This is a genomic window from Sulfitobacter sp. 1A12056, from assembly GCF_043558125.1.
Classification (GTDB): Bacteria; Pseudomonadota; Alphaproteobacteria; order Rhodobacterales; family Rhodobacteraceae; genus Sulfitobacter; species Sulfitobacter faviae.
In genome coordinates this window covers 656,890-683,318 of record NZ_JBIFFY010000002.1, presented here as the reverse complement: position 1 = coordinate 683,318, position 26,429 = coordinate 656,890, and the positions used below count along the sequence as shown (strand labels likewise).

The following is a 26,429-nucleotide window of genomic DNA, read 5'->3' as shown; positions in this document are numbered from 1 at the left end:
GTGGCTTTTCGGTCGTGCGCTGTTATGCCTCGCGCAGGGCCGCTTCAGCCGCTGCACCAAGGCGCAAAAGCTGTTCCTCGGCATTCGGAGCAACCATCAAAGAAATGCCGCAAGACGGCGCGCCCGTGGGCAACGTAAGCGCGCAAAGCCCCATGAGATTCGCGACTCGCGTGTTGCGCAGGGACAGGAGATTCTGCGCGAGGTAATAGTCGTGATCGCTGTTCAGCCGCTCGATGTTCGGCGGCAGCATGGGTGCTGTCGGCACGAGCACCGCGTCATAGCCCGCCACGGCCCGGTCATAGCCTGCCCGCGCCAGATCGAGCTTGGCCCAAGCGGCGACGTAATCGGGGCCGGAGAATCCCTTACCCAACCGGAAACGCTCAAGAATTTCGCTGAACATCGCTTCCGGGTCGGCTTCGATCACATCGCGCCACAACCCATAGGCTTCGGTGGTGTAGAGACAGGAACTCAGCGGCATCGCCTCTTCGACTTCGGGCACGGCGATTTCATCTACCGTGGCACCGGCCTCTCGCAACCGCGCCACCGCCGCGTCAAAAGCGGCCTTGGGCTCATCGGAAAGCTCATCCATGACAACATTGGTCAGAACCGCGAAACGGCAGCCCTCTAACTCGCTCTCTTGCAGATCGGCAGACTTGCCCCCCTCCAAGGCGGCAAGCAGTAGCGCCGCATCTTCGACCGAACGGCAAAGCGGGCCAACCGTGTCGAACTTCGCCGCGAGCGGCACAGTCCCGGCAAGGGACACGCGGCCCGCGGTGGTCTTGAGCCCCACCAGATCGTTCCACGCCGCCGGGATGCGCACCGACCCGCCAGTATCCGACCCGATCGCCGCCGCCGCCAAGCCAAAGGCAACCGAGGCCGCCGCGCCTGAGGACGACCCGCCCGAGACGCTGTCCGGCTCGTTCACGCAGGGCGGTGTGGCGGTGCTGGGGTTGTGCCCAAGGCCCGAGAAGGCCAATTCGCTCATATGCGTCTTGCCCAAGCAGACCAGCCCCAAGGCCGTCGCGCTGGCGAGCACTTCGGCGTCGCTCTCTGGCACCCGGCCTTCCAGCAGTTTAGAGCCCGCCTCGGTGGCGGTTCCGGCGGTATCGAAGAGGTCTTTCCAAGAGATCGGCACCCCGTCGAGCGGCGACAGGCGCTGGCCGTCGCGGGCACGTTCAGCCGCGGCGGCGGCTTCGGCGCGGGCGCGGTCAGGGGTGACGCGGGCATAGATACGGTCGCGCATCGGATGTGCGTCGATGGCATCGAGATAGGCATCGCAAAGCGCCACCGGGTCGATATCGCCCGCCGCGATCCCGCGCCCCAAATCCGCCGCCGTCATATCCAACCATTCTTGCATGTCATGCCCCTTACCGCTGTTCTTGGCGAACCTAGCGACCGTTCGGCGCATGGACAATCCCCGCGCGCAGGTCATATCTAGGGCCATGGATTTTGACCACGATATCGCGATCATCGGCGGGGGGCTAAACGGCCCCTCCCTTGCCTTGGCCCTCAGCCGCGCGGGATTGCGCGTGGCCGTGATTGACGCCCAGCCCGCACAAACGTTTGAGAACGCCGCCTTCGATGGGCGCGCCTATGCGCTGGCGCTCACCTCGGTCAGGTTGATGGAAGGCATCGGCATCTGGCCCGACATCGCGGATGACGCCCAACCGATGCTTGAGATCAAGGTCACCGATGGGCGTGCCGGCACCGGCCCCTCGCCCATGTTCATGCATTTCGATCATGCCGAGATCGAAGAAGGCCCGATGGGTCAGATGGTCGAAGACCGCCACCTGCGCCGCGCGCTGCTGAAAGCGGCTGCCGCCGATCCGGCGATCACCATGATGAACGACACCCGCGTCACGGGTCAGACAGTAACGCCGACCGGCATCACCCTGACGCTTGAGGGCGGCAAGAGCCTGCGCGCGCGCTTGGCCGTAGGGGCCGATGGCCGCGGCAGCGGCACGGCGGAACGCGCGGGCATCAAGCGTGTCGCATGGTCCTATGGCCAGACGGCGCTGGTCTGCGTGGTGGATCATGAAAAGCCGCACCACGGCATCGCGCATCAATTCTTCATGCCCCCCGGCCCGCTGGCGATCCTGCCGCTGACCGGCAATCGCTCCCTCATCGTTTGGAGCGAAGCCAGCGCCAATGCCACCGCGATCAACGCCCTGCCGGATGCGCAATACCTTGAGGTGCTGCGCCCGCGCTTTGGCAGTTTTTTGGGGGAGCTTTCGCTGACCGGCCCGCGCTACAGCTATCCGCTGGGCTTGTCGCTGGCCCATTCCATGACCGCCCCGCGCGTGGCGCTTTTGGGCGACGCGGCCCATGGGGTGCATCCCATCGCCGGTCAGGGGTTGAACGCAGGTCTGCGCGATGTGGCGGCCTTGGCCGAGGTGATTGCCGATGCGGTTCGCCGGGGCGAAGACCCCGGAAACGACGCGGTCCTCGCGCGCTATCAGGAATGGCGGCGCTTCGACAATGCCAGCCTCGCGCTGGCGACCGACAGTTTCAACCGACTGTTTTCAAACGATAATGCGCTTTTGCGGTTGGCCCGCGATATGGGCATGGCCGCGATCAACGCCCTGCCCGGCCTGCGCCGAACCTTTATCCGCGAAGCCGCAGGGCTGACGGGCGAACTGCCCCGGTTGATGCGTGGCAAGCCCCTGTAACGGAGCGGCGGGGCGTTACAGCCTCCGCGCTTCGTCCGGCAGCATGACGGGAATGCCGTTGCGAATCGGATAGGCCAGACCGGCGGCTTTCGACACCAGCTCTTGCTTTTCCGCATCATAGGTCAGCGTCGTCTGGGTGCGCGGGCAAATCAATGCCTCCAGCATCCGGCGATCGAATTGAACGGTCGCATCCGTCATTGCATCAACCCCTCTTCCTGACCGCCACGCATCGCGAATTCGATCAATGTCACCAATGTCTCCCGCCGGGTCTCCAGCGAAGGCGCTTCCAGCAGCGCCTGTTTATCCTCGGCCTCGAATTCCAGCATCATCGACAGGGAGTTGATGAGCAACTCATCTTCGGCGTCTTTCAACGTGTCCCAATCGGCGGAAAGGCCGCGGCTGTCGAAATAGCGCCCCAGAAGGTCAAGAAATCGCGCCCGGTCAAAGCTGTCGTCGACCTCATCCTCGCCCAGATCGCGGTCAAAGCCCGACCAGTTCACATCGCAGCGGCGATAGGGGGAGAAACCCTCGATTTCCTCCACCACGCGAAAGCGCGAGACGCCGCCAAGGGTCACCATATAGCGGCCATCCTCGGTCTCGGAAAACTGGGTGATGCGGCCTGCGCAGCCGATCTGGTGCAGCCCGTGGCCGTCGCGGCCGGGCAATTCGTTGGGCTGGACCATGCCGATCAACCGCGTGTCGGTCTTGAGCGCGTCTTCGATCATCTGAAGATAGCGCGGCTCGAAGATATGCAGCGGCAGCCGTGAGCGGGGCAGCAGCAGCGCCCCTGCCAACGGAAAGATCGCAATAGTCTTGGGCAGTTCTGCTGGCTTGATCATGACAAGGGACTTAGCGCGACCGACGCCTCAGGCAAATATCATTGATGACAGTTTGCGACGGCCATTCAGCACCACCGGATCATTGGGCTTAAGTGCTTCGAAAATAGTGAAAAGTTGCGTCTTGGCAGCGCCTTCGTTCCACTCCCGATCGCGGCGGAAAAGCTCCAGCAGGTGGTCGACGGCAGCCTCGGCATTGTCATGGGCATAGAGCGCTTGGGCCAAATCGAAGCGCGCCTGATGGTCGTCGGGGTTGGCCTCGACCTTCTCGGTCAACTCGGCCACGGGGCCGGCATCGGCGGCCTGATGCGCCAGTTGCAACTGGGCATGGGCAGCTTCGAGTTCGGGGGCTTTGGAGATTTCGATCGGCGCGCCGTTCAGCAGGGCTTCGGCCTGATCCAATGCGCCCATGGCGATGTGAGACCGAACCATGCCGCCATAGGCAGGCGCGTTCATCGGGTCTTCTTCGAGAATCGCGGCAAAGGTCTGCACCGCGTCGGTGGCGGCCCCTTCGGACAGCATCTCTTCGGCGGCGGCGACGGCATCGGCCAGCGTGTCACCGGGCGCTTCGCCGCCCCCCGCTTTTACCACACGGTCGACGAAGGCCTTGATCTCGGACTGCGGCAGCGCGCCTTGGAAACCGTCGACCGGCTGACCTTTGTAGAAGGCATAGACCGTGGGAATGGACTGGATCTGCAACTGACCGGCGATGTTCTGGGCCTGATCGACATCGACCTTTACCATCTTCACCGCGCCCTTGGCCGCGCGGACGGCGTCCTCCAACATCGGGCCAAGCGTCTTGCAAGGGCCGCACCATGGCGCCCAAAAATCAACGATGACCGGCACCGTTTGCGAGGCGTCGACGACGTCGGCCATGAAGGTCGCTTCGGTCGTGTCCTTGATCAGATCGGCATCCGCGGGGGCGGCGGTGGAAAGGTTCAGGTCGGTCATATCGTTATCCTCGCTAATCGCGTTTGGCCTTATATGGACGTGCAGGGTCGCGATTCAAAGGTCAAAACTGGCAAAAACCGGCGCGTGGTCGCTGGGTTTCTCCCAACCGCGCGCGTCGCGGACGATATGGCTGGAGTGCCCGGCCTGCGCGATATCCGATGTGGCCCAGATATGATCGAGCCTGCGGCCCTTGTCGGCGGCATCCCAATCGGCGGCGCGGTAGGACCACCAGCTATAGAGTTTGCCCTCCGGCACATCCTGCCGCGTGATGTCGACCCAATTGCCCGCATCCTGCATCGCGCCAAGCGCTTCGACCTCGACCGGGGTGTGGCTGACGATCTTTAGCAGCTTCTTATGATCCCAAACGTCATCCTCACGCGGGGCGATGTTGAGGTCCCCCACAAGGATCGACTTTTCGGGCTTGTCGCCATGGAACCAGTCGCGCATCTCAGAGAGGTAATCGAGCTTTTGGCCAAACTTCTCATTGATCTCGCGGTCGGGTTTGTCGCCGCCTGCGGGGACGTAGAAGTTGTGGATCGTCGCGCCGTTCTCCAGCTTGGCCGCCACATGGCGGGCGTGGCCCAGCATGGCGAAATCCTGATCGCCCGCATCCACCAGCGGCAGCTTCGACAGGATCGCCACGCCGTTATAGCCCTTCTGCCCCCGAGCGACCATATGGGTGTAGCCCGCCGCCTTGAAGGCCTCGACCGGGATTTTATCCACGGGGCTTTTGCATTCCTGCAGGCACAGAACATCCGGACCGTGTTCGGCCAGCAGTTTCAGCACCAAAGGCTCGCGCAGGCGGACGGAGTTGATGTTCCAAGTGGCGAGGGTAAAGGACATGGGGGAGGCTCCGGTCTGGGGGTGGTTCGGCACAGTAACGCGGGCGGCGCGGGGGTGCCATGCGGAAATGGGGCTTCCTTGCGGTGAGGGCCATCGTCCACGGCTTGATTTCGGTCCGGGGTGACGATCTCCCCCCCCCACCCCTCAAAAAAAGACCGGGCACAAAGGCCCGGCCAGTCCAACAGGGAGGTATGTACCTTTACCCGGGTACAAAAGTCGGGCTTCAAACCGAGGTGCGGGTCATGAAAACCCCGCCTCTCAGGTATTCCAACCACGGGGGTCGGATTTGGTTCCCGGTTTTTATGCCATCAGGCGATAGCCACCGGATTCCGTCACCAGCAAACGGGCGTTCGAGGGGTCAGGCTCGATCTTCTGCCGCAGGCGGTAGATATGGGTTTCAAGCGTATGGGTCGTGACGCCTGCGTTATAGCCCCAAACCTCATGCAGCAGCACATCGCGCGGCACCACACCGTCATTGGAGCGGTAGAGGAACTTGAGGATATTGGTCTCTTTCTCGGTCAGACGCACCTTGCGGTCGTCCTCCGTGGTAAGCACCTTCATCGCGGGTTTGAACGTATAGGGCCCGAGCTGGAACACCGCATCTTCGGACTGTTCATGCTGGCGCAGCTGCGCGCGGATGCGGGCCAGAAGGACGGGAAATTTGAACGGTTTGGTGACATAGTCATTCGCCCCGGCATCAAGGCCGAGGATCGTGTCGGCATCGGTGTCATGGCCCGTCAGCATCAGGATCGGGCTTTTCACCCCCTGTTTGCGCATCAGGCGACACAACTCGCGGCCATCGGTATCGGGCAGGCCCACGTCAAGGATGATGAGATCGTAAAGCGCCTCTTTCGCCTTGGTCATCGCCTCGGTGCCATTGGCCGCTTCGAAGACGTCGAAATCCTCGGTCATGATCAACTGCTCGCTCAGCGCTTCGCGCAGGTCATCATCGTCATCGACAAGCAGGATTTTCTTAAGCTGGGCCATCTGTCTCTCCGTCTGTTGCCTCATACATGCGCCTTGGGCGGGGCCCGGACAAGGGATGTGACCACTGTCTCACAGCCTCGTGTCAACAAAGCGTGAAATGTTTCAATTCCTTGCAATATAACCTAGATAGACGGGGAAGCCTTTGCGGAGTTGCAACAAACCATGAGTTTCGCCCCGGACATCACCGAACAACTGGCGCGTGCGCGGGCCGATCTGCGCATGGGCGTGCCCGTGGTTCTGGCGGATGGGGCGCAGGCCGCCCTCGTGCTGGCAGCGGAGACGCTGACCGCGCAACGCCTTGCCGATGTGCTGGCCTTGGGCGGTGCGCCGGTGCTGGCGATCACGGCGCGGCGGGCCGAAACGCTCAAGGCGCGGGCCTATGATGGCCAGCTTGCCCGCGTGCTGCTGCCTGAGGGGGCGACACCTGCTTGGGTGCAAAGCATCGCCGATCCGGCGGATGACCTGCGCGCGCCGATGAAAGGGCCACTTCAGACCGCGCGGGGTGGCGATACGGCGGCCCATCGCGCCGCGATTGATTTGGTGAAAGCCGCGCGGATGCTGCCCGCCGCACTGGTGCTTGATCTGCCGCAGGGGGCCGATTTCGCGCGGACGCATGGTTTGACCTTGATCGACCTCACCGCCGCCGCCCCGATCCTTGCCGAGCGCAGCGCGCTGCATCCGGTGGTGAACGCGCGCCTGCCGATGGAGGTTTCCGAGGCCGGGCGCCTGCATATCTTCCGCCCCGAGGATGGCGGCGAGGAGCATTACGCCATCGAAATCGGCCGCCCTGTCCGCGACACGCCGGTGCTTTGCCGCCTGCATTCGGCCTGTTTCACCGGTGACCTGATGGGCAGCCTGAAATGCGACTGCGGCCCACAACTACGCGCCGCGCTGGCGCAGATGGGCGGCGAAGGGCATGGCGTGCTTTTGTACCTCAACCAAGAGGGCCGCGGCATCGGTCTTGCCAATAAGATGCGCGCCTATTCCTTGCAGGATCAGGGCTTTGACACGGTCGAAGCCAATCACCGGCTGGGGTTCGAGGATGACGAACGCGACTTCCGCCTCGGCGCCGACATCCTACGCTCGATGGGGTTCTCCGCCGTGCGCCTGCTGACCAACAACCCGCGCAAGGTGGGCATGATGGAGCAAAGCGGCATCGCCGTGAGCGAGCGTGTCCCGCTGGCCGTGGGCGAGAACCGCCACAACAGCGCCTATCTGGCCACCAAAGCCGCGAAATCGGGGCATCTGCTATGACCCCGAATGACATGGTTCTAACGCCCACGGGGCTGCGGTTTCAGGGGCGGCGCTATGCCTGTAGCATCGGCAAGGGTGGGCTGACCGATGACAAACGCGAGGGCGATGGCGCCACGCCACGCGGGGCGCATCGTCTGGTGGGGATGCTCTACCGGCCCGACCGCATCCCGGCGCCAAGCGCTTGGGCCCAGCCGATCGGTCCGGGCGATCTGTGGTCAGATGCCAGCGGCCAGCCCGACTACAACCATCGCGTCCGCGCCCCCTACCCCCATAGTCATGAGGCCCTGCGCCGCGCCGATCCGCTTTATGATCTGGTGATCCTGACCGATTGGAACTGGCCCGACGCCGCGGCAGGGCGCGGCTCCGCGATCTTTATCCATCAGTGGCGGCGGCCCGGCTATCCGACCGAAGGGTGCATCGCCTTTGCACGGAACGACCTACATGAAATCGCCGCGTGCGTGGGCCCGGCGACGCGGCTGATTATCCGCTAACCCTTTCGCCGAAGATGGCGGAGCCGACGCGCACATGGGTCGCCCCAAGTGCGATGGCCTGCTCAAAATCACCGCTCATGCCCATCGACAGGCCGCTCAGATCGTTGCGCGCAGCGATCTTGGCCAGCAAGGCGAAATGCAGGGACGGCGCCTCATCCACCGGCGGAATGCACATCAGCCCCTTGATCGGCAGGTCAAGCGCGCGACACTCGGCGATGAACGCATCCGCGTCGCGGGGCATCACGCCCGCCTTCTGCTCTTCCTCGCCCGTATTCACCTGAATAAAGAGGTCGGGACAGCGGCCAATCTCCTGCGCCAGCCGCGCGATGGTCTTGGCCAGTTTGGGGCGGTCGACCGTGTGGATCGCCTCGGCCAGTTCCACCGCCTGCCGGACCTTGTTGCTTTGCAATGGGCCGATGATGTGCAGGTCGATCCCGTCAAAATCCTCGCGAAAACCGGGCCATTTGGCCGCCGCCTCTTGCACGCGGTTCTCTCCGAAAGAGCGGTGCCCCTCTTCCAAGACCGCACGCACACGCGCATCGGGCTGAACCTTACTGACGGCGATCAGCTTGACCGATCCTGCCGCGCGGCTAGCTTCGGCCTCGGCTTTCGAGATGCGGTTTTGGATGTCGCTCAGACTCATTTTCGGCCCTCCATGTCAGGCGCGCAGAAAACAACAGCCTTGAGTAAAAGAAAAGGGGCAGACCGAAAGGCCTGCCCCAATATTCAGAGTATGTCGTTCAACTTAGAAGTTGAAGCGAACACCCATGTCGGCAACGGTGTCGCCGTCGAACTGCTTAACCACACCGCCGCGCAGCGAGGTGCCGCCGCCCAAGTCGTGGTTGAAGTCGATGCCGTAGCCGGTGTCGTCTTCTGTGCCGCCGTCGTTGTCAGCAACATAGACTTCGATGTCTGTTGCAGCGCCTACGTCGAAGCGGCCAGCCAGAACAACGCGGTCACCACCGGTGCCGTTATCAGCATAGGCGAGAGTTACGTCTGCGATGCCGAAGGAACCGCCAGCTGTCGCTGTCCACTCGGTGTCGCTTGCCGCGTCGGAGTCTTGGCCACCAACTGCGAAGGTCCAGCCGCTCCATGTGTAAGCAACGTAACCAGCAACGCGGTCGTTGATGTCGGAAGCCGACACGTGCACTGCCAGATCACCAGCGGAGTAAAGGACTTCAACGCCGTTGGAGCCAGCTGCACCGTTACCGCCAGAGGAATACTGGTCGCCACGGTCATCAAACGCAGTGTAGTCATAGCCCAGACCGGTCAGACCCATGTCGACGGGGTACTGACCCGGCATGGATTCCAGAGCGCCGAAGATGTTACCAACGCCAACTTCGAAGCCACCGGTGCGAGCGAAGAAACGCACACCGTTGATGCCTGTACCGGCAGGACCACCGCTTGTGGTCACGTCGTCAGCTGTACCGTAAACACCATCAGGGCCTTTGGCGACGTTCACGTTGTCGTCAGAGTTGTTCTGCTGGATGCGCATACGCGCACCGAAGACAACGCCAGCGTCGGACTCAGCTGTCGCGTCGATCTGCAGGCGCAGACGCGAAGTAACGTCTGTGTCGCTGTCGCCACCAGTGGAGTCGTTGTCGTTGTACATGATACCGAAACGGCCGTAGCCGCCGAATGTCACGTCTGCTGCTGCTACACCGGCGGTCGCAACCAGGGCTGTTGTAGCGAAGAGAACTTTTTTCATGAGTTTTCCCTCGGTTTGAATTCATATGCCCAGACCGGGGAATCCGGTAAGGGTATGCAGGCTGTTTGCCCCCAATCCCCTGCACTTGGCAAGGTTCACGGCCTCCCCACCCGCAATGTCGCCGGGGTTGGTGCAGCTATGCCACAGTTCCTTCACCCCAGGGCCGCGGCTTTGCCTATGGCGGCGCCCGATGCCGCGCAGCGCGCTCCTATGACATAGACCTTGCCGATAAGGGCCTGCTTGGATAGACCGGAGCGCAAACAGGCAAAGGAAAGCTGCAATGGCCCTTCGTACCGCTTGCAAGATGGCAATCTCCGTTCTGGCGCTCAGCGCGCTGACCGCCTGTGGCGGGAGCTTTGGCAGCCCGGCCACAGATCGGCCGGATCAATACACCAATCCGAACAACCCCAATAACATTGAGACCAACCCCGACAATACGATCTGGTCGATCTTTAACCGCAAGAACACAGACACCAGTGTTTCGGTGAACAAATACCTCTGGTCGGCCTCGCTCGAAGTGCTGAACTTCCTGCCTGTGCAATCGGTCGATCCTTTCACCGGGGTGATCGTCACAGGCTATGGCACCCCGCCGGGCGGTGGCCGCGCCTATCGCGCGACCGTTCTGATCGACGATCCGGCGCTTGATGCACGCTCGCTCAATGTGGCGCTGCAATCTTCGGGCGGCCAGCCCGTGGCACGGGCCACCACCCGCGCGGTCGAGGATGCGATCCTCAGCCGAGCGCGGGAGATGCGCGTGTCCGACAGCAAATTCTGAGCCCGCTTAACTCAACACCGTTCCAACGCCGGGCCTTGTGAAAACAGCAGCCCGGCGTTTTTCATGTCACGAAGGTCCCCTCATGCCCCGCTATACCCCCGCCGAGATCGAAGCCCGCTGGCAGCAAGCCTGGGAAAAGGACGGCATTTTTCAGGCCGTTCGCAACGCTGACAAGCCGAAATACTATGTGCTTGAGATGTTCCCCTACCCCTCGGGGCGCATCCACATGGGCCATGTGCGCAACTACACGATGGGCGACGTGATCGCGCGCTACAAGATCGCGACCGGGCATAACGTGCTGCACCCGATGGGCTGGGACGCCTTCGGCATGCCCGCCGAGAACGCCGCCATGGCCATCGGCGGCCACCCGGCGGATTGGACCTATGACAACATCGCCGAGATGAAGAAGCAGATGAAGCCCTTGGGCCTCAGCATCGACTGGAGCCGCGAGATCGCCACCTGCCATCCCGGCTACTACGGCCAGCAGCAGGCGCTGTTTTTGGACTTCCTCGAGAAGGGTCTGGTCTACCGCAAGAACGCCGTGGTGAACTGGGACCCGGTCGACATGACCGTGCTTGCCAACGAGCAGGTCGAGAACGGCTGCGGCTGGCGCTCCGGCGCGCCGGTGGAGCGGCGCGAGCTGACGCAGTGGTTCTTCAAGATCTCCGACCACTCCGAAGAGTTGCTCTCGGCACTCGACAGCCTCGACAACTGGCCTGCCAAGGTAAAGCTGATGCAGGCCAACTGGATCGGCAAGTCGCGCGGGTTGCAATTTGCCTTCTCGACCATCGAAGCGCCCGAGGGCTTTGACCGGATCGAGGTCTATACCACCCGCCCCGACACGCTGCTTGGCGCTTCCTTCGTCGGCATCTCGCCCGACCATCCGCTCGCCAAGACGCTGGAGCGCGACGACGAAGCGGTGGCCGCATTCTGCGCCGAATGCCGCAAGGGCGGCACCACCGAGGAAGCGATCGAGACCGCCGAGAAGCTCGGGATGGACACTGGCATCCGCGTCCGCCACCCCTTCGACACGGCCCATGAACTGCCCGTCTATATCGCCAACTTCATCCTGATGGACTATGGCACCGGCGCGATCTTCGGTTGCCCGGGCCATGACCCGCGCGACTTCGAGTTCGCCACGAAATACGACCTGCCGATCATCTCGACCTTCCTGCCGTCCGAGGATGCCGCGCCCGAGCTGGACGCCGCTTTCGTCCCGCCGAAGACCGAAAAGGTGTTCTACAACCGGGGCTTCGCGGGCGACCAGTGGCAAACCGGCGAAGAGGGTGTCGACGCCGCCATCGCCTTTTGCGAGGAAAACGGAATCGGCCACGGCGTCACCAAATACCGCCTGCGCGACTGGGGCCTCTCGCGCCAGCGCTACTGGGGCTGCCCGATTCCTGTGGTGCATTGCAACGACTGCGGCGTGGTGCCCGAAAAGAAAGAAAACCTGCCGATCGAGCTTCCTTACGACGTCAGCTTCGACACGCCGGGCAACCCGCTCGACCGCCACCCGACATGGCGCAACTGCGCCTGTCCCGCCTGCGGCAAGGACGCCCTGCGCGAGACCGACACGATGGACACTTTCGTCGACAGCTCGTGGTATTTCGCCCGTTTCACCGCGCCGCGTGCCGAGACGCCGACCGTCATGGAAGACGCGCAATACTGGATGAACGTCGATCAATATATCGGCGGCATCGAGCATGCGATTCTGCATCTGCTCTACTCGCGTTTCTTTGCCCGTGCGATGCAGATCACCGGCCACCTGCCCGAAAGCGCGGTGGAGCCGTTTGACGCGCTCTTCACCCAAGGCATGGTGACCCACGAGATCTACCAGACCCGCGACGATAATGGCCGCCCGGTCTATCACCTCCCCGAAGAGGTGACCGAGGGCAAATTGGTAGATGGCACCGAGGTTGAGATCATCCCCTCCGCCAAGATGTCGAAGTCCAAGAAGAACGTCGTCGACCCGCTGCACATCATTTCGAACTACGGTGCCGATACTGCGCGTTGGTTCGTGCTGAGCGATTCGCCCCCCGAGCGGGACGTGGAATGGACCGCCTCTGGCGCGGAAGCCGCCTATAAACATCTCTCGCGCGTGTGGAACATCTGTGACCGCGTGGCCGAGATGGACCGCGAGTCGGCGGGCTCGGGCGACGACGAGTTGCTGCGCGCCATGCATAAGACGATCCATGACGTGACCATGGGCATCGAATCCTTTGGCTTTAACGCCGCGATTGCCAAGCTCTATGCCTTCACCGCGACCTTGCAGAAGTCCAAGGCGGGCTACGCCGCGCAACGCGAAGCGATCATGACGCTGGCGCAGCTCATGTCGCCGATGACCCCGCACCTGTCGGAAGACATTTGGGCGCATCAGGGCGGCGAAGGGCTGATCGCCAAGGCCCCATGGCCCAAAGCGGATGAGAAGATGCTGGTCGACGACACCGTGACCCTGCCCATCCAGATCAACGGCAAACGCCGAGCCGAAATTCAGGTGCCCGCCGATATGCCGAAGGAAGAGGTTGAAAAAACCGCGCTGGCGCATGAAGCTGTCATTCGAACGCTGGACGGGGCCACGCCGAAAAAGGTCATCGTCGTGCCCGGACGGATTGTGAATGTCGTTGCCTAAGACCACCCATATGCGCCGCTGCTTCCTGCTGGCCCTGCCCCTACTGGCGCTTGCCGCCTGCGGGTTCGAGCCGGTCTATGGACCCGGCGGCGCGGGCACGGCATTGCAAAACCGCGTGCTGGTGGACGCGCCGGAAGACCGCTTTGGCTATTTTCTGGTGCGCGAGGTGGAAAGCCGCCTTGGCCGCGCCGCCACCCCCCGCTGGGGGCTCGCCCTGACCACCACCACGGTCGAAGACGGGCTGGCCATCGACAGCGAAGGCAACACACGGCGCTACAACCTCGTGGGCACAACCGCCTATGCGCTGCGTGACCTCGACAGCGGGCAGATCGTGACCTCGGGCAAGGTCGAAAGCTTCACCGGCTATTCCGCCACCGGCACCACCGTGGCGACCCGCGCGGCGGAACTGGACGCGCAGGAACGTCTGATGACCATCCTCGCGGACCTCGTGATTAGCCGCCTCTATGCGGCCGACCTGCCCCAATGAAACTGACCCCGCGCGAGGCGAAACCCTATTTCGCGCGGCCCGATCCCGCGCGCACGGGGCTGTTGATCTATGGCAGCGACGCGATGCGCGTGGCGCTGAAGCGGCAGGAATTCCTGAAAAACCTGCTCGGCCCCAATGCCGAAGAGGAAATGCGCCTCAGCCGGATGCCCGCGGGCGAATTGCGCCGCGACCCGGCGATGCTGCTGGATGCGATCAAGGCGGTGGGCTTCTTCCCCGGTCCGCGTGCCGCGTTGGTGGAAGAGGCGAATGACAATATCGCGAAAATCCTGCTCGACGCGCTCAAGGAATGGCAGCCGGGCGATGCGCAGATCGTGGTCACCGGGGGCGATCTCAAGAAGACCTCCAAAGTGCTGAAGGCGTTCGAGACCCACCCCAACGCCTTTGCCACCGCGATTTACGACAACCCGCCCGACCGGGCCGAGATCGAGCAGATGCTGAAGGACGCGAAGCTCACGCCTGAGGCCGACGCCATGGCCGCCCTGACCGATCTGGCCCGCACCCTCGACCCCGGCGATTTCCGGCAAACGCTGGAGAAGATCACGCTTTATAAACTGGGCGACAGCACTCCCATCGGCCTTGATGACATCGCCGCCTGCGCCCCCACCTCGACCGAGGCCGAGGTGGACGACATCCTGCATGTGGTGGCCGAGACCCGCGCCGCCGAGATCGGCCCGGTGATGAGCAAGCTGCAAGGCCAAGGCGTGAATCCGGTGACCCTGACCATCATGGCGACCCGGCATTTCCGCACCCTCTACCGCATCGCCGCCAACCCCGGCGCGCCGATCTACGGCGTGCGCGACCGCGACCGCGCCATGCGCCAAGCCCGCAACTGGGGCGCAGTGAAGTTGGAAACCGCGCTGGCGGTGCTGACCGAGACCGACCTAAAGCTGCGCTCCGCAGGCCAGCACGCCCCGGCGTTAGCGTTGGTCGAACGGGCCTTTATCCGTCTGGCGATGCTGGGCGCACAACGTTGATTTTGGGAGAGGAAATTCAATGTACACAGTCATCGGCGGCACCAAGACCCGCGCCTTTCGCGTCATGTGGATGCTCGAAGAATTGGGCCAGCCCTACGATTTGAACCCCGCCGCGCCCCGCTCGGAAGAGGCACGCAAATACAACCCTTCGGGCAAGATCCCGGCGCTGGTGGATGGCGATGAGGTGCTGACTGATTCCGTCGCGATCATGACCTATCTCGCCGACAAACATGGCGCGCTTACCGCCCCTGCCGGAACCCCCGCGCGGGCGCGGCAAGACGCGATGACCTTTTGGCTGATCGATGAGTTCGACGCGATACTTTGGGCCGCGGCAAAACACAGTTTCGTCTTTCCCGAGGAAGCCCGCGTACCCGCGATCAAGGACAGCCTAAAGGCCGAGTTCGAACGCGCGGCCAGCACCCTGTCGGGACGCCTTGAGGGGCCGTTCCTGATGGGCGATCAGATCACCCTGCCCGACCTTCTGGCCGTGCATTGCATCAATTGGTCGATCGGCGCGAAGTTTCCGCGGGTGGATGACAAGCTGAACCTATGGGCAAAAACCCTGCGCGAACGCCCGGCCTTCAACGCCGCGATGACCAAGGAAAACGGCTAACGCCCGGCCCAGTCCGCCGCATGGCGGCCCGCCCAATGGCCGGTCGCCAGACAACCGTTGATCAGATAGCCGCCCGTGGGCGCTTCCCAATCGAGCATTTCCCCGGCGGCAAAGACGCCCGGCACCTCGCGCAGCATCAGCCCTGCATCCAGCGCGTCGAGCCGTATCCCCCCCGCCGTCGAAATCGCCTCACCCATCGGGCGCAGCCCGGCGTGGGCGATGGGCAGGTCTTTCAGCAAGGCGGCCAGCGCCTCGGCCTCCTGCGGCAGCGGGCGCGCCATCTCTTGCAGCAGTGCGATCTGGGCGGGGCTGAGCTTCAGCCGTTTGCGCAGATGGTTGGCCTGACTGTCCTTGCAGCGCGGTTTTGCCAGACGCGCCGCCACCTCGCGGACCTGCAAGTCCGGCAGCAAATCAAGCGTCAGCGGATGCCCCTCGCGCAGCCCGCGCGAGACGCTGTAGATGCCGCCCCCCTCCAGCCCGCGAGCCGAGATCACCGCCTCCCCGCGCGAGCGGTAGGGGCCCGCGCGCCACGCCACCCCTTTCAGCGCCGCGCCGAAATGGCGGGTCATATGCGCGGACCAATCGACCAACAGCCCGACATTGGCCGGAGCAAAATCCTGAAGGGCCACGCCGCGCGCCGCCAGCAGGTGCGCCCATTCGCCGGTGGCGCCAAGCCGCCGCCAACTCGCGCCGCCAAGGGCCAGCACCGTCACATCGGCCTCGACCAATTCCCGCCCGGCGGGCGTATCGAAGGTGAATGCGTCCCCCTCCCAGCCCCGCCAGTGCCAGCGGGTGTTGATCGTCACCCCGCCTTCAGCCAGCCGCGCGAGCCATGCCCGCAGCAGCGGAGAGGCTTTCATCGCCCGGGGGAAAACCCGCCCGGTGGAGCCGGTAAAGACCTCCTGTCCCAGCCCTTCGGCCCAGTCCTGCACCGCTTGGGCATCGAAAGCCTCCAGCATCGGGCGCAAGGCAGGCTGCGCTTCTTCATAGGCGGCGAGGAAGGGGGCCAAGGGCTCGGACTTGGTCAGGTTCAACCCGGATTTGCCCGCCATCAAGAACTTGCGCCCGACCGAGGGTTTCGCCTCGCAAAGCGTGACCGACAGCCCCGCCTGTGCCATGACCTCTGCCGCCATCAGCCCCGCCGGGCCGCCCCCGATGACCAAGGCGCGGGTCACGCGGCGCGCCCTTGGGTCTGCTTGTCTGACGGGGAAGCCATGGGCCTGTCCTTGCCTTAGGGAGGATTTGACACATCCTCTTGCCTGCCGTGGCCCTGCAATGCAAGCGAAAGGGAGGACCGTGACCCAAGGCGAAACCGTGCCACATTGCCCGCTCTGCCACCGGCCCATCCCTGAGGACGTGCCGCAGAGCCTGCATCACCTGATCCCCAAGCTGCGCGGCGGCAAGGGCGGGCCGACGGTGCTGATGCATCACATCTGCCACCGAGAGGTGCACGCCGCCCTGACCGAGACCGAACTGGCGCGGCACTACAACACGCCCGAAGCGCTGCGCAGCCACCCGCGGCTCGCCAAATTCGCCGCATGGGTGGCGAAACGCCCGCCGGGCTTCCGCTCCAAAGTGCCCGGAGGCACGCGCAAACGTTAAGCGGGGCCGCACATCCGTTTGATTTCCTGCGCGACGTCCGGACTTGCCGCCACTGTGTCGGCGGCCAGCGCCTGCGCGTGTTCCTGCACCTCCTCCGCCGCGACGATGCGGTCGATCAGGCCAAAACGCAGCGCCTCCTCCGCCGTGATCTTCTGCCCGCCCATCAGCAAAAGCTTGGTCCGCGCAGGGCCGATCAGCGCCGCCATCCGCGCCGGGTCAGAGGGCTGCGGCAGGAAGCCCAGCTTCATCACCGGATAGAAGAACTTCGCCCCCGGCACCGCGATGCGCAGATCACAGGCCAGCGCCATGCCCATCGCACCGCCCGCCAACGTGCCGTTGAGCGCGGCGATGCTCAACCCCGGCAAGGCGGCCACCGCGCCCGACAGACGCTCCCAAACATCCGATTTCGCAAGGCCCGCGCGGGCTTCGTCCAGATCGGCCCCGGCGCTGAACACCTTGCCGCGCCCGGTCAGGATCACCGCGCGGGCGGCCTGCGCCTCTTCCATGATCTCGGCCAATTCGACCAGCATGGCATGGGTCAGGGAATTGGCCTTGTCGGGGCGGTTGATCGTGACGGTCCAGATGTCGCCCGCGCGGTCAAGCTCGATCATATCAGGCCCACCGCCTTGCGGATGCCTTCGTCGCGCAGGGAAATCTCATCACCCAAGAAACGATCCGCCTCCGGGCCGCACATCCACAGCAGCGCGCGGGCGGGCCAATCGGCGGGGATATGCACGTCCCAATCCAACTGGCTGACCGGGTTCACGCCGCTGTCCTTGATGTCGCGCTGCATGTCGGTGGCCACGGTGCCGGGAGACAGGCCGATGGCGCGGATGCCGTTCCCGCCCTCTTCGTGGTGCAGACACTGGGTCAGCATATTCGCCGCCGCCTTGGACGCGCAGTAATGGCTCCACGCCTCGACCGGGTTATGCGCCGCGCCCGAAGAGATCGTCAGCACCGTGCCGCCGCCGTTTTCCTTCATCAAGGGCAGCGCCGCGCGCATGCCGTGGAAGACCCCCGTGACATTGATGTTGATCGCCTTCGCCCAATCCGCGGGATCGGCCTCTCCCATGAGCGAAATCGGGTCGATCACGCCTGCGTTGTTGATCAGCACGTCGAGGCCACCAAAGGCCCGGCGCGTGGTCTCGACCGCCGAGGTCATCTCGTTATAGCGGGTCACGTCGCAGGGGATGGCGATGGCCTGTTTGCCCAACTCTCCGGCCAATTCGGCGATGGCATCCTGACTGCGCGCCAACAGGGCGACATTGCCGCCCGCCTCGGCGAACACACGCGCGGCGGCGGCGCCGATGCCCCGGCTGGCGCCGGTAATCATGATCGTCTTGCCTGTCATGTCCATGGGGGATCCTTCCGCTTGTTTTGTACATTGCTTGAGGGCTGTGGTAATCTGCCGATCAACCCGGGTCCAGCCTCGCATCGCTTGACCCTGCGCGGGGATTGGCAGACCCTATGCGTAACTCATTGCCGAAAAGGATTTTCCGATGTCTCGCATTTCCACCGCGTCGCTGTTCCTCGCCCTGCCGGTCACGCTGGCTTCGACGCCCCTCTGGGCCGATCTGACCCCTTCCGACGTCTGGGGCGATTGGCGCCAGTATATGGAGAGCATGGGCTATGAGGTCGAGGCAAGCGAAGCCTTCAACGGCGATGACCTGACCGTCAGCGATGTGACCCTGAAAATGGACATGGCCGAAGAGGGCGGCGATTTCTCCATGTCGCTCGGCACGCTGAGCTTTGCGCCCGAAGGTGACGGAGCGGTCAATATCCGCATGCCCACCGTCATGCCGATGACGATCAACGTCGCGCCCGAAACGGCGGAGGATGAACCGGTGTCGATGGTGTTGAACTACGCCCAGACCGCGCCGGTGATGCGCGCCAGCGGCAGCGCCGAGGCACTGCAATACGACTATGCCGCCGACAGCATCTCTCTCACGCTGGCCGGGCTCAAGGTGGGTGAGCAAAGCTATACCGAGGAAGAAGCCAAGTTCACGCTGATCGGCACCGGTGTCAGCAGCCGGACCGAGATGACCGGGACCGAGACGCGCCGCTATGACCAATCGGGCCGCATCGACAGCCTGCAATATGACGTGGTTATGAAAACCCCCGAAGACCCGGCCCGCGTTGCCGTCACGGGCGGGGTCGATCAGGTGGTCTTTGACGGCAGCGGCACGCTGCCGATGATCGACGCAGGCGCCGACGTGGCCGCGATGATGCGCGAAGGTCTTGCCTTCGACGGCAGCTTTACAGCAGGCGCGGGCCGCACCGACATGCAGGTTTCCGACCCCGAGAATGGGGAGTTTCAACTGATCTCAAGCTCGACCGGGGCAAAGCTCGGCGTAGCCATGGGGCCGGAGGGGCTTTCCTATGACGGCGGCCAGCAGGACATCGAGGTCAGCGTGACCGCCGCCGACATGCCCTTCCCGATCCAGTTCAGCATGGCAGAAAGCGCCTTTAACCTCAAAATGCCGGTATTGAAGTCCGAAGAGCCGCAGGATTTCGCTTTTGGCGTCACACTCGACCGTTTTGAGATGTCGGACATGATCTGGGGCATCTTCGACCCCACCGGCCAATTGCCCCGCGACCCGGCGACCTTGGTCGTGGACCTGTCGGGCAAGGCCAAACTGCTGTTCGAACTGATGGACCCCGAAGTCACCGCCACCATGGGCGATGAGGCACCGGGCGAGATTCACGCGCTGAACGTGAACGAAGTGTCGCTGGACGTGGCCGGGGCCGAGTTCGACGCCTCGGGCGCGATCACCTTTGACAATGACGATATGCAAACCGTGCCCGGCATGCCGAAACCCGTGGGCGCACTGGATCTGTCGCTGGTCGGCGGCGTGGCCCTGCTCGACAAACTGGTGGCGATGGGCCTCGTGCCGCAGGATCAGGCGATGGGCGCGCGGATGATGATGGGCCTCTTCACCGTACCGGGCGAGGGCGAAGATTCCCTGACCTCCAGAATTGAGTTCACCGAAGAGGGCGGCATCCTCGCCAACGGTCAGCAGATCAAATAACCGGCGGCGCGGCCCTGCGCCGCGCCTGCCTTATCTGGGAAAATAGAGCCCAGCCCTTGCCCCCTGCGGGGCGGGGGATTACCCCTTTTCCAACCCCAAAAGGAGCCAGACCATGCCAGACGCCCTTGATGCATTGACCAAGTCCCTCCTTCACGCGGCCACCAAGGCCGGGGCGGATGCGGCCGATGCCATGGCGATCACGGCAAGCTCTGTCTCGATCGAAGTGCGCGGCGGGGCGCTGGAACAGGCCGAACGCTCCGAAGGAACGGACATCGGGCTGCGGGTCTTCGTCGGCCAACGTTCGGCCAATGTCTCGGCCTCCGACACGTCCTCGCGCACGATCGAAGAGATGGCCGAACGCGCCGTCGCCATGGCCCGAGAAGCGCCCGAAGACCCTTATTCCGGGCTGGCCGATCCCGATCAACTCTCACCCCGCCGCGATGCCGACGGGCTGGAGCTTTGCGACCCCACGCCCGAACCCTCCCCCGAAGCCCTGCAAGAGGACGCCGCCCGCGCCGAAGCCGCCGCGCTGGCCGTCAAAGGGGTCAGCCAAGTGCAATCGGCGGGCGCGGGCTATGGCGCGCAAGAGATTTACCTTGCCGCGACAAACGGGTTCGAGGGCGGCTATGCCCGCAGCGAACGCGGGCTGTCCTGTGTCGCCATCGCAGGCAGCGGCACCGGGATGGAGCGGGACTACGACGGCGACAGCCGCATCTTTCAGGCCGATCTGCGCGACGCGCAGGAGATCGGCACACGCGCCGGCGAACGCGCGCTGGCGCGGCTCGACGCCCGCAAGCCCCCCACCGGCAGCTACCCGGTGCTGTTCGACGAACGCATCGCCGCCTCGCTGATCGGGCACCTCTTAGGGGCGATCAACGGTCAGGCGATTGCGCGCGGCGCGTCCTTCCTGCGCGATGCTAAGGGCGAGCAGGTGCTGCCCGAAGCCCTGTCCTTGATCGAAGACCCGACCCGCATCCGCGCCACCGGCTCGCGCCCCTTTGACGCCGAAGGGCTGCCGACCCAGCGGCGGGCCATCGTCGACAAAGGCATCTTGCAAGATTGGACGCTCGACCTCGCCACCGCCCGCAAGCTGGAACTCAGCCCCACCGGCAACGCCGCGCGCGGCCCCGGCTCTGGCCCGCAGCCGTCGAACTGGAACATCGCGCTGACCCAAGGGGAGGCCAGCCGCGACGATCTGATCGCCGAGATGGGTACGGGGCTATTGGTGACCTCCATGATCGGCAGCACGATCAACCCCAACACAGGCGACTATTCGCGCGGCGCCTCGGGCCTCTGGGTTGAGAAGGGTGAGATCACCCATGCGATCAACGAATGCACCATCGCGGGCAACCTGCGTGACATGCTGCGGGCGATGATCCCCGCTAATGACGCGCGGACGCATCTTAGCCGCGTCGTGCCTTCGCTGCTGGTGCCGGGAATGACCCTTGCCGGTGCCTGAGGACGATCTTTCCCTCCTGATCGACGCCGCCCGCAAGGCAGGTGCCGTGGCGCGCGGCTTTGTCGGGGCCACGGCGAAACGCTGGGACAAGCCCGATAACGCAGGCCCGGTGACCGAAGCCGATCTGGCGGTGAACGATCTGCTGCTGTCGGAGTTGCGCGGCGCGCGGCCCGACTATGGCTGGCTGTCTGAGGAGACGGAGGACAATACCGACCGGCTGAGGCATGAGCGGGTCTTCATCATCGACCCGATCGACGGCACCCGCAGCTTTGTCGAAGGGTCCGACACTTGGGCGCATTCGCTGGCGGTGGCCGAGGGCGGCACGGTGACGGCGGCGGTGGTCTATCTGCCGATGCGCGACATGCTCTATGCCGCGCACCGGGGCGGTGGGGCCACGTTGAACGGCGCGCCGATCCGCACCTCCGAGGTGGGCAGGCTGGCCGAGGCGACCGTGCTTGCCGCGCGGCCCGCGCTGGTGGCCGAACGCTGGCACGGCGGCGCGGCACCGGTGTTCAAACGCAGCTACCGCCCCTCGCTGGCCTACCGTATGGCGCTGGTGGCCGATGCCTCTTTCGACGCGATGATCACCCTGCGCCGCACATGGGAATGGGACATTGCCGCCGGCACGTTGATCGTGGCCGAAGCGGGCGGCAGTTGCACCACCGCCACGGGCGCGCCGCTTAGGTTCAACAACCCGGACCCGCGCGTCGATGGCATCGTGGCGGGTGGCCCCTCGGTGCAGCGCGCGCTGATCGACGCCCTTGCGTGACCGGCCTCATCTGCTAGGCACTATGCGCAGCACCGCAGCTTTGACAGATCAAAGGACAGCTCCATGACCCAACGCCTGCACCTTGTTTTCGGTGGCGAACTTGTCGATCCGACCAAGAACGCGTTCAAGAATGTCGACGACATCCATATCGTCGGGATCTTCCCTAATTACGCCAGCGCCTATGACGCATGGAAATCCGAAGCGCATCGCACCGTGGATAACGCGCATATGCGCTATTACATCGCCCATCTGCACCGCCTGCGCGACGAAGAGACATCGGCCTCGCCCACCGAAGAGCTGGAATAAACCACCATGGCGGCGCGGTCGCTGGGGCTTGCAGCCTATCGCGCCCTCGTGCGCCGGGGCGGGGCCGAAGACGCGCCGCCCTACGCCCCCCGCCCCGAGGGGGAGCTGGTCTGGATGCATGCCGCCGAAGCGGGCAACGTGCTGGCCGTGCTCGACCTCGCCAAACGGTTCATGGCGATGCGCGACCGGGCCGCGGTGCTGGTCACCCTCTCGGAAAGCGCGGCGGCCCAAGAGCTGCCCACGCCCGAGACGCGCGATCTGTTCATCCTCCCCGCCCCCAGCGAACACCCCGACAATGTGGCGCGCTTCCTTGGCCATTGGCGGCCCGATTTCTGCCTGTGGACATGGGGCGGGCTGAGGCCCAACCTCGTGTTGGAGACCGCAGGGCGCGGTTGCCCCATGATGATGATCGACGCCGACAGCGCCGGTTTCGATGGCCGCCGCGACCGCTGGCTGCCCGATGTGACGCGGCAGTTGCTGGCGGCTTTCGATCAGGTGCTGGCCCGTTCCCCCGCCGTGCTGCGCCGTCTCGTGCAACTGGGCCTGCCGCGCAATAAGGGGCAGGTGACCTCGCCGCTGTTGGCAGGCGGTCAGGCGCTGCGCTGCGCGGAATCGGATTTGGCGGATATGTCGGCCTGCCTTGTCGGGCGTCCGGTTTGGTATGCGACGCAGGTTTTGACCGAAGAGATACCCGTCATTCTCACTGCCCATCGCCAAGCGCTGCGCCTCTCGCATCGGTTGCTGCTTATCCTGCACACCCATGATTACCCGACCGCCGATATCGCCCATGAGCGCGCCCGCGCGCGGGGGTTCACCACGATGCGGTGGGGCGATGACCCCTACCCCGACGAGACGACGCAGGTCATGGTGGCGGACGATCCGGGCGACCGGGGGCTGTTCTTTCGGGTGGCGCCGGTGTCTTTCCTCGGATCTTCGCTGGTCTCGGGCCACGGCGGCTGCGACCCGTTCGAGGCCGCGGCACTTGGCTCGGCGGTGCTTTACGGCCCCAAGGTGCGCAACTTCCTGCCCTCTTACGGGCGGCTCGCCACGGCGGGGGCGGCGCGGATCGTGAATGACGCGGGCGCGCTCGGCAATGCGGTGTCGCGCTTGATCGCGCCGGATCAAGCGGCCACGATGGCCCATGCGGGCTGGGACGTGATCAGCGAAGGGGCCGAACTGGCCGATAGGGTGATTGAAATGGTGCAAGACCGGCTCGATGAACAAGCGGGAGCATCCGATGCGCGCGCCTGATTTCTGGCATCTGCCCCGCCCCGACTGGCGCGCGCGGTTGTTGCAACCTCTGGGCGCGCTTTATGCCACGGCCAGCGCGCGGCGGCTGGCGGGCGGCAGGCCGCTGCGGTTGGGGGTGCCGGTGATCTGCGTCGGCAACATCAACGCAGGCGGCACCGGCAAGACGCCCACGGTGATGGCGGTGCTGCAATATCTGCTGGAGCGCGGCCATCGCCCGCATGTCGTCTCTCGCGGCTATGGTGGCACGCTAGAGGGGCCGGTGCGGGTCGACCCCCTGCAGCACAGCGCCGAGGAGGTCGGGGACGAGCCACTGCTGCTCGCCGCCTTTGCGGATGTCTGGGTCGCCCGGGATCGCGCAGCGGGTGCGCAGGCCGCCGAAGCTGCGGGGGCCACGGTGGTGGTGCTGGATGACGGTTTTCAAAACCCCGCGCTGGTGCAGGACCTGAGCATCGTCGTGGTAGATGCGGTCAAAGGGTTCGGCAACGGCCTCTGCCTGCCTGCTGGCCCGTTGCGGGAGCCTGTCGCGGCGGGGCTGGCGCGGGCCGATCTCTTGCTCTCTATCGGGGATGAGGCGGCGCAGGCGCGCTTTGCGAAACGGCTGCCTAAGACGGACCTGCCCCATGCGCGCGCCGAACTCGCGCCGCTGCAAACCGGAATGGATTGGTCGGGTTCCCAAGTGCTCGCCTTTGCAGGCATCGGCCATCCCGAGAAGTTTTTCGCCACGCTGCGCGGGCTGGGGGCGACGATCCTCCACGCCGAGGCACTGGAGGATCACCAGCCGCTGACATCGCGGCTGATGTTGCGGCTGGAGGCCGAGGCCGCGATGCGCGGCGCACAGCTTGTCACCACCGAGAAAGACGCGGTGCGCCTGCCGATTGAGTTCCGCGCCAAGGTGCTGACCCTGCCGGTGCGCCTTTCCCTGCCCGAAGGCAACGCGCTGCATGCAGCGCTGGACAGGCTGCCACCGCCTTAGGCCTTGTTGTCTTCGCCCAGTTTCGGCGCGGGCCGGTGCAGCGAAAGCTCGGCCCCCGAAAAGGTGAAGGGCGAGCGCAGCCCCGGCACACCGTCCAGTTCAATCTGCATGCCCCGCGCCACGACCTGCGGATCGGCCATGACATCGGCCATGTCGTTGATCGGCCCGGCAGGCACGCCATGCGCCTCGCAGGCGGCAAGCAGATCATCACGGCTGCGCAGACGGGTGGCCCCGGTCAGGCGGCGGATCATCTCGGGCCGGTTGGCGACCCGGTCGGCGTTCTTGAGGTACTCCGGCGCGGTGGCCATGTCATCCAGCCCCAGCAACTGACACAGGCGTTGGTACTGCCCGTCATTGCCCGTGGCGATGATGAGATGGCCGTCGGAACACTCAAACACCTCATAGGGCGTCAGGTTGGGGTGGGCGTTGCCCATCCGCGTCGGCGCCTTGCCGGTGGTCAGATAGTTCATCGCCTGATTGCCGGTGATCGCCACGGCGCAATCAAGCAGGGCCATGTCGATATGCTGGCCCACGCCGGTTTGGTGGCGCTGGTGAACGGCGGCCAAAATCGCGGTGCTGGCATAGACCCCGGTAAAGATATCGGTGATCGCCATGCCGGATTTCTGCGGCTGGCCGTCCGGCTCTCCGGTGATCGACATCAGGCCGGACATGCCTTGGATGATGAAATCATAACCCGCGCGATGGGCATAAGGCCCGGTATGGCCGAACCCCGTGATCGAACAATAGATCAGTTTCGGGAACTGCGCAGACAGGCTGGCATAGTCCAACCCGTATTTCGCCAATCCCCCGGTCTTGAAATTTTCGATCAGGATATCCGCATCGGCCAAAAGCTCTTTGACCTGCGCCTGACCTTCCTCAGTGCGAAAATCCACGGTGACCGAGGCTTTGCCCCGGTTGGTTGAGTGGAAATAGGAAGCGGTGACATCCTCATCCCGGGTGACGAAGGGTGGCCCCCATTGGCGGGTGTCATCCCCCGCCGGGCTTTCCACTTTAATCACCTCGCATCCGAGGTCCGACAGTGTCTGACCGGCCCAAGGGCCAGCCAGAACACGCGCCAATTCGACGACTTTCAGTCCTGCAAGCGGTGCGGTCATTAGCCAGCCAGCGCTTCGTCGAGGATTTCCTTCATGTCTGCATAGGACATGTTGGAGTGTTTCTTGCCGTCGATGACAAAGCTCGGCGTGCTTGAGATGTCATCCTCTTTGGCGTTTGCGGTGTACCATGCCACCAGCGCCTCGGCCTTTTCGCCGTCTTTCAGGCATTCATCCAGCGTCTCGTTATCGAGCCCGGCCAGACGGCCAATCTTGCGCAGCTCATCGACGATGGCGGCAGGCTCGCCCGCGCGGGTCCATTCGCTTTGCGATTTGTAGATCAGGTCAGCGATGCCAAAGAACTTCTCCTGCCCGCCGCAGCGCGCCACCATGGAGGCCCAGAGACCGTAGCGATCGAAATAGACTTCGCGGTAGATGAACTTGACCTTGCCGCTGTCGATGTAACCGGCCTTCAGCTTTTTGAAGGTGTCGTTGTGGAAGGTCGCGCAATGCGGGCAGGTGAAAGAGGCGTATTCGACAACCGTCACCGGCGCGTTCTCATCACCCAAGACCATTTCGGTGATGCCGGAGGTGTCGACTTCGCCCTCGGTCGTTTGCGCGTTCGCAGCGCCGACGAAGGGGGTCAGCGCAGTGCTGCCGAGGGGGGCCGAGCCAAAGCTGCTGGCAGCGAACCAGCCGCCGACGCCGAGGGTGGCAAGACCGCCAAGGATTACGTTTCTGCGATTCATA

The 26,429-nt window shown here is 64.4% G+C and carries 28 protein-coding genes; 15 read left to right on the top strand and 13 right to left on the bottom strand.

Features of this window, described 5'->3' with window-relative positions:
• Positions 1-22 precede the first annotated feature (22 nt).
• Positions 23-1,357 carry an amidase gene (locus ACGYLD_RS07740; protein WP_394401970.1) on the bottom strand — a complete coding sequence of 445 codons (1,335 nt, stop codon included), beginning with the start codon at positions 1,355-1,357 and terminating at the stop codon, positions 23-25.
• An 85-nt stretch (positions 1,358-1,442) separates the two neighbouring features.
• Here ACGYLD_RS07740 and ACGYLD_RS07735 point away from each other — a divergent pair, with 85 nt between their 5' ends.
• Complete coding sequence (locus tag ACGYLD_RS07735; protein ID WP_394401967.1) at positions 1,443-2,669, top strand: FAD-dependent oxidoreductase; 1,227 nt, start codon at positions 1,443-1,445, stop codon at positions 2,667-2,669.
• Positions 2,670-2,684: 15 nt separating this feature from the next.
• Here the strand turns inward: ACGYLD_RS07735 and ACGYLD_RS07730 are convergent, their stop codons facing one another.
• The 5 genes from ACGYLD_RS07730 to ACGYLD_RS07710 form a co-directional block, all read right to left on the bottom strand.
• Complete coding sequence (locus ACGYLD_RS07730) at positions 2,685-2,867, bottom strand: Trm112 family protein (RefSeq protein ID WP_271692896.1); 183 nt, start codon at positions 2,865-2,867, stop codon at positions 2,685-2,687.
• Positions 2,864-3,508 carry an LON peptidase substrate-binding domain-containing protein gene (locus ACGYLD_RS07725; protein ID WP_067261736.1) on the bottom strand — a complete coding sequence of 215 codons (645 nt, stop codon included), beginning with the start codon at positions 3,506-3,508 and terminating at the stop codon, positions 2,864-2,866. Before ACGYLD_RS07725 ends, ACGYLD_RS07730 begins: the two co-directional genes overlap by 4 nt.
• A gap of 27 nt (positions 3,509-3,535) precedes the next feature.
• A complete protein-coding gene (gene trxA, locus ACGYLD_RS07720) occupies positions 3,536-4,456 on the bottom strand; it encodes a thioredoxin (RefSeq protein WP_394401964.1) in 921 nt (306 codons plus the stop codon).
• A gap of 54 nt (positions 4,457-4,510) precedes the next feature.
• A complete protein-coding gene (locus tag ACGYLD_RS07715; protein ID WP_394401961.1) occupies positions 4,511-5,299 on the bottom strand; it encodes an exodeoxyribonuclease III in 789 nt (262 codons plus the stop codon).
• Between the two features lie 300 nt (positions 5,300-5,599).
• Entirely contained in the window at positions 5,600-6,286 is a 687-nt protein-coding gene (locus ACGYLD_RS07710) for a response regulator transcription factor (RefSeq protein ID WP_067261731.1), read from the bottom strand.
• Positions 6,287-6,448: 162 nt separating this feature from the next.
• On the opposite strand from ACGYLD_RS07710, the gene ribA reads away from it, so the two are divergent.
• A complete protein-coding gene (gene ribA / locus ACGYLD_RS07705) occupies positions 6,449-7,540 on the top strand; it encodes a GTP cyclohydrolase II (protein WP_394401958.1) in 1,092 nt (363 codons plus the stop codon).
• Positions 7,537-8,031 carry a L,D-transpeptidase gene (locus ACGYLD_RS07700; protein WP_271688840.1) on the top strand — a complete coding sequence of 165 codons (495 nt, stop codon included), beginning with the start codon at positions 7,537-7,539 and terminating at the stop codon, positions 8,029-8,031. Before ribA ends, ACGYLD_RS07700 begins: the two co-directional genes overlap by 4 nt.
• Here the strand turns inward: ACGYLD_RS07700 and ACGYLD_RS07695 are convergent.
• Together ACGYLD_RS07695 and ACGYLD_RS07690 are read right to left on the bottom strand one after the other, a co-directional pair.
• Complete coding sequence (locus tag ACGYLD_RS07695; protein ID WP_271688839.1) at positions 8,021-8,674, bottom strand: YggS family pyridoxal phosphate-dependent enzyme; 654 nt, start codon at positions 8,672-8,674, stop codon at positions 8,021-8,023. The genes ACGYLD_RS07700 and ACGYLD_RS07695 overlap by 11 nt on opposite strands.
• 102 nt (positions 8,675-8,776) lie before the next feature.
• The gene (locus tag ACGYLD_RS07690; protein ID WP_271688838.1) at positions 8,777-9,739 is read right to left on the bottom strand and encodes a porin; all 963 of its coding nucleotides are present in this window, start codon (positions 9,737-9,739) and stop codon (positions 8,777-8,779) included.
• A 280-nt stretch (positions 9,740-10,019) separates the two neighbouring features.
• On the opposite strand from ACGYLD_RS07690, the gene ACGYLD_RS07685 reads away from it, so the two are divergent.
• The 5 genes from ACGYLD_RS07685 (at position 10,020) to ACGYLD_RS07665 (ending at position 15,238) form a co-directional block, all read left to right on the top strand.
• Positions 10,020-10,514, top strand: coding sequence for a DUF3576 domain-containing protein (locus ACGYLD_RS07685; protein WP_067261722.1), 495 nt, complete (start codon positions 10,020-10,022; stop codon positions 10,512-10,514).
• A gap of 82 nt (positions 10,515-10,596) precedes the next feature.
• Positions 10,597-13,143: a leucine--tRNA ligase gene (gene leuS / locus ACGYLD_RS07680; protein WP_271692889.1), complete on the top strand. Its 2,547-nt coding sequence runs from the start codon at positions 10,597-10,599 to the stop codon at positions 13,141-13,143.
• A complete protein-coding gene (lptE, locus tag ACGYLD_RS07675) occupies positions 13,130-13,630 on the top strand; it encodes an LPS assembly lipoprotein LptE (RefSeq protein WP_271692888.1) in 501 nt (166 codons plus the stop codon). The genes leuS and lptE overlap by 14 nt, the downstream gene beginning before the upstream one ends.
• Complete coding sequence (gene holA / locus ACGYLD_RS07670) at positions 13,627-14,625, top strand: DNA polymerase III subunit delta (RefSeq protein WP_271692887.1); 999 nt, start codon at positions 13,627-13,629, stop codon at positions 14,623-14,625. Before lptE ends, holA begins: the two co-directional genes overlap by 4 nt.
• Before the next feature lie 19 nt (positions 14,626-14,644).
• On the top strand, positions 14,645-15,238 hold the full coding sequence (locus ACGYLD_RS07665; RefSeq protein WP_271692886.1) for a glutathione S-transferase family protein: 594 nt from the start codon (positions 14,645-14,647) through the stop codon (positions 15,236-15,238).
• On the opposite strand, the gene ACGYLD_RS07660 is transcribed toward ACGYLD_RS07665, so the two are convergent.
• The gene (locus ACGYLD_RS07660; RefSeq protein WP_394401953.1) at positions 15,235-16,413 is read right to left on the bottom strand and encodes a TIGR03862 family flavoprotein; all 1,179 of its coding nucleotides are present in this window, start codon (positions 16,411-16,413) and stop codon (positions 15,235-15,237) included. The two genes, ACGYLD_RS07665 and ACGYLD_RS07660, sit on opposite strands and share 4 nt — an antisense overlap.
• A 121-nt stretch (positions 16,414-16,534) precedes the next feature.
• Between ACGYLD_RS07660 and ACGYLD_RS07655 the strand changes: the two genes are divergently transcribed.
• Positions 16,535-16,840, top strand: a complete 306-nt coding sequence (locus ACGYLD_RS07655) for an HNH endonuclease (RefSeq protein WP_231886283.1) — start codon at positions 16,535-16,537, stop codon at positions 16,838-16,840.
• On the opposite strand, the gene ACGYLD_RS07650 is transcribed toward ACGYLD_RS07655, so the two are convergent.
• Positions 16,837-17,451: an enoyl-CoA hydratase/isomerase family protein gene (locus ACGYLD_RS07650; protein ID WP_271692884.1), complete on the bottom strand. Its 615-nt coding sequence runs from the start codon at positions 17,449-17,451 to the stop codon at positions 16,837-16,839. The two genes, ACGYLD_RS07655 and ACGYLD_RS07650, sit on opposite strands and share 4 nt — an antisense overlap.
• Positions 17,448-18,197 (bottom strand): SDR family oxidoreductase, encoded by a 750-nt coding sequence (locus tag ACGYLD_RS07645; RefSeq protein WP_067261708.1) that lies wholly within the window; start codon positions 18,195-18,197, stop codon positions 17,448-17,450. The genes ACGYLD_RS07650 and ACGYLD_RS07645 overlap by 4 nt, the downstream gene beginning before the upstream one ends.
• 142 nt (positions 18,198-18,339) lie before the next feature.
• On the opposite strand from ACGYLD_RS07645, the gene ACGYLD_RS07640 reads away from it, so the two are divergent.
• From ACGYLD_RS07640 to lpxK, 6 genes are all read left to right on the top strand, one after another.
• Positions 18,340-19,869: a DUF2125 domain-containing protein gene (locus tag ACGYLD_RS07640; RefSeq protein ID WP_394401950.1), complete on the top strand. Its 1,530-nt coding sequence runs from the start codon at positions 18,340-18,342 to the stop codon at positions 19,867-19,869.
• A 112-nt stretch (positions 19,870-19,981) separates the two neighbouring features.
• On the top strand, positions 19,982-21,328 hold the full coding sequence (locus ACGYLD_RS07635) for a TldD/PmbA family protein (protein WP_271692881.1): 1,347 nt from the start codon (positions 19,982-19,984) through the stop codon (positions 21,326-21,328).
• Positions 21,321-22,097, top strand: a complete 777-nt coding sequence (locus ACGYLD_RS07630; protein WP_271692880.1) for a 3'(2'),5'-bisphosphate nucleotidase CysQ — start codon at positions 21,321-21,323, stop codon at positions 22,095-22,097. The genes ACGYLD_RS07635 and ACGYLD_RS07630 overlap by 8 nt, the downstream gene beginning before the upstream one ends.
• A 63-nt stretch (positions 22,098-22,160) precedes the next feature.
• Positions 22,161-22,403 (top strand): DUF4170 domain-containing protein, encoded by a 243-nt coding sequence (locus ACGYLD_RS07625; RefSeq protein WP_067262181.1) that lies wholly within the window; start codon positions 22,161-22,163, stop codon positions 22,401-22,403.
• A 6-nt stretch (positions 22,404-22,409) separates the two neighbouring features.
• Positions 22,410-23,654, top strand: a complete 1,245-nt coding sequence (locus ACGYLD_RS07620; RefSeq protein ID WP_271692879.1) for a 3-deoxy-D-manno-octulosonic acid transferase — start codon at positions 22,410-22,412, stop codon at positions 23,652-23,654.
• Positions 23,641-24,627 carry a tetraacyldisaccharide 4'-kinase gene (gene lpxK, locus ACGYLD_RS07615; RefSeq protein ID WP_394402053.1) on the top strand — a complete coding sequence of 329 codons (987 nt, stop codon included), beginning with the start codon at positions 23,641-23,643 and terminating at the stop codon, positions 24,625-24,627. The genes ACGYLD_RS07620 and lpxK overlap by 14 nt, the downstream gene beginning before the upstream one ends.
• On the opposite strand, the gene ACGYLD_RS07610 is transcribed toward lpxK, so the two are convergent.
• Together ACGYLD_RS07610 and ACGYLD_RS07605 are read right to left on the bottom strand one after the other, a co-directional pair.
• Positions 24,624-25,742 carry a CaiB/BaiF CoA-transferase family protein gene (locus ACGYLD_RS07610; protein WP_067624451.1) on the bottom strand — a complete coding sequence of 373 codons (1,119 nt, stop codon included), beginning with the start codon at positions 25,740-25,742 and terminating at the stop codon, positions 24,624-24,626. The two genes, lpxK and ACGYLD_RS07610, sit on opposite strands and share 4 nt — an antisense overlap.
• Positions 25,742-26,428 (bottom strand): DsbA family protein, encoded by a 687-nt coding sequence (locus ACGYLD_RS07605; protein WP_394401945.1) that lies wholly within the window; start codon positions 26,426-26,428, stop codon positions 25,742-25,744. The genes ACGYLD_RS07610 and ACGYLD_RS07605 overlap by 1 nt, the downstream gene beginning before the upstream one ends.
• Position 26,429: the final 1 nt, after the last annotated feature.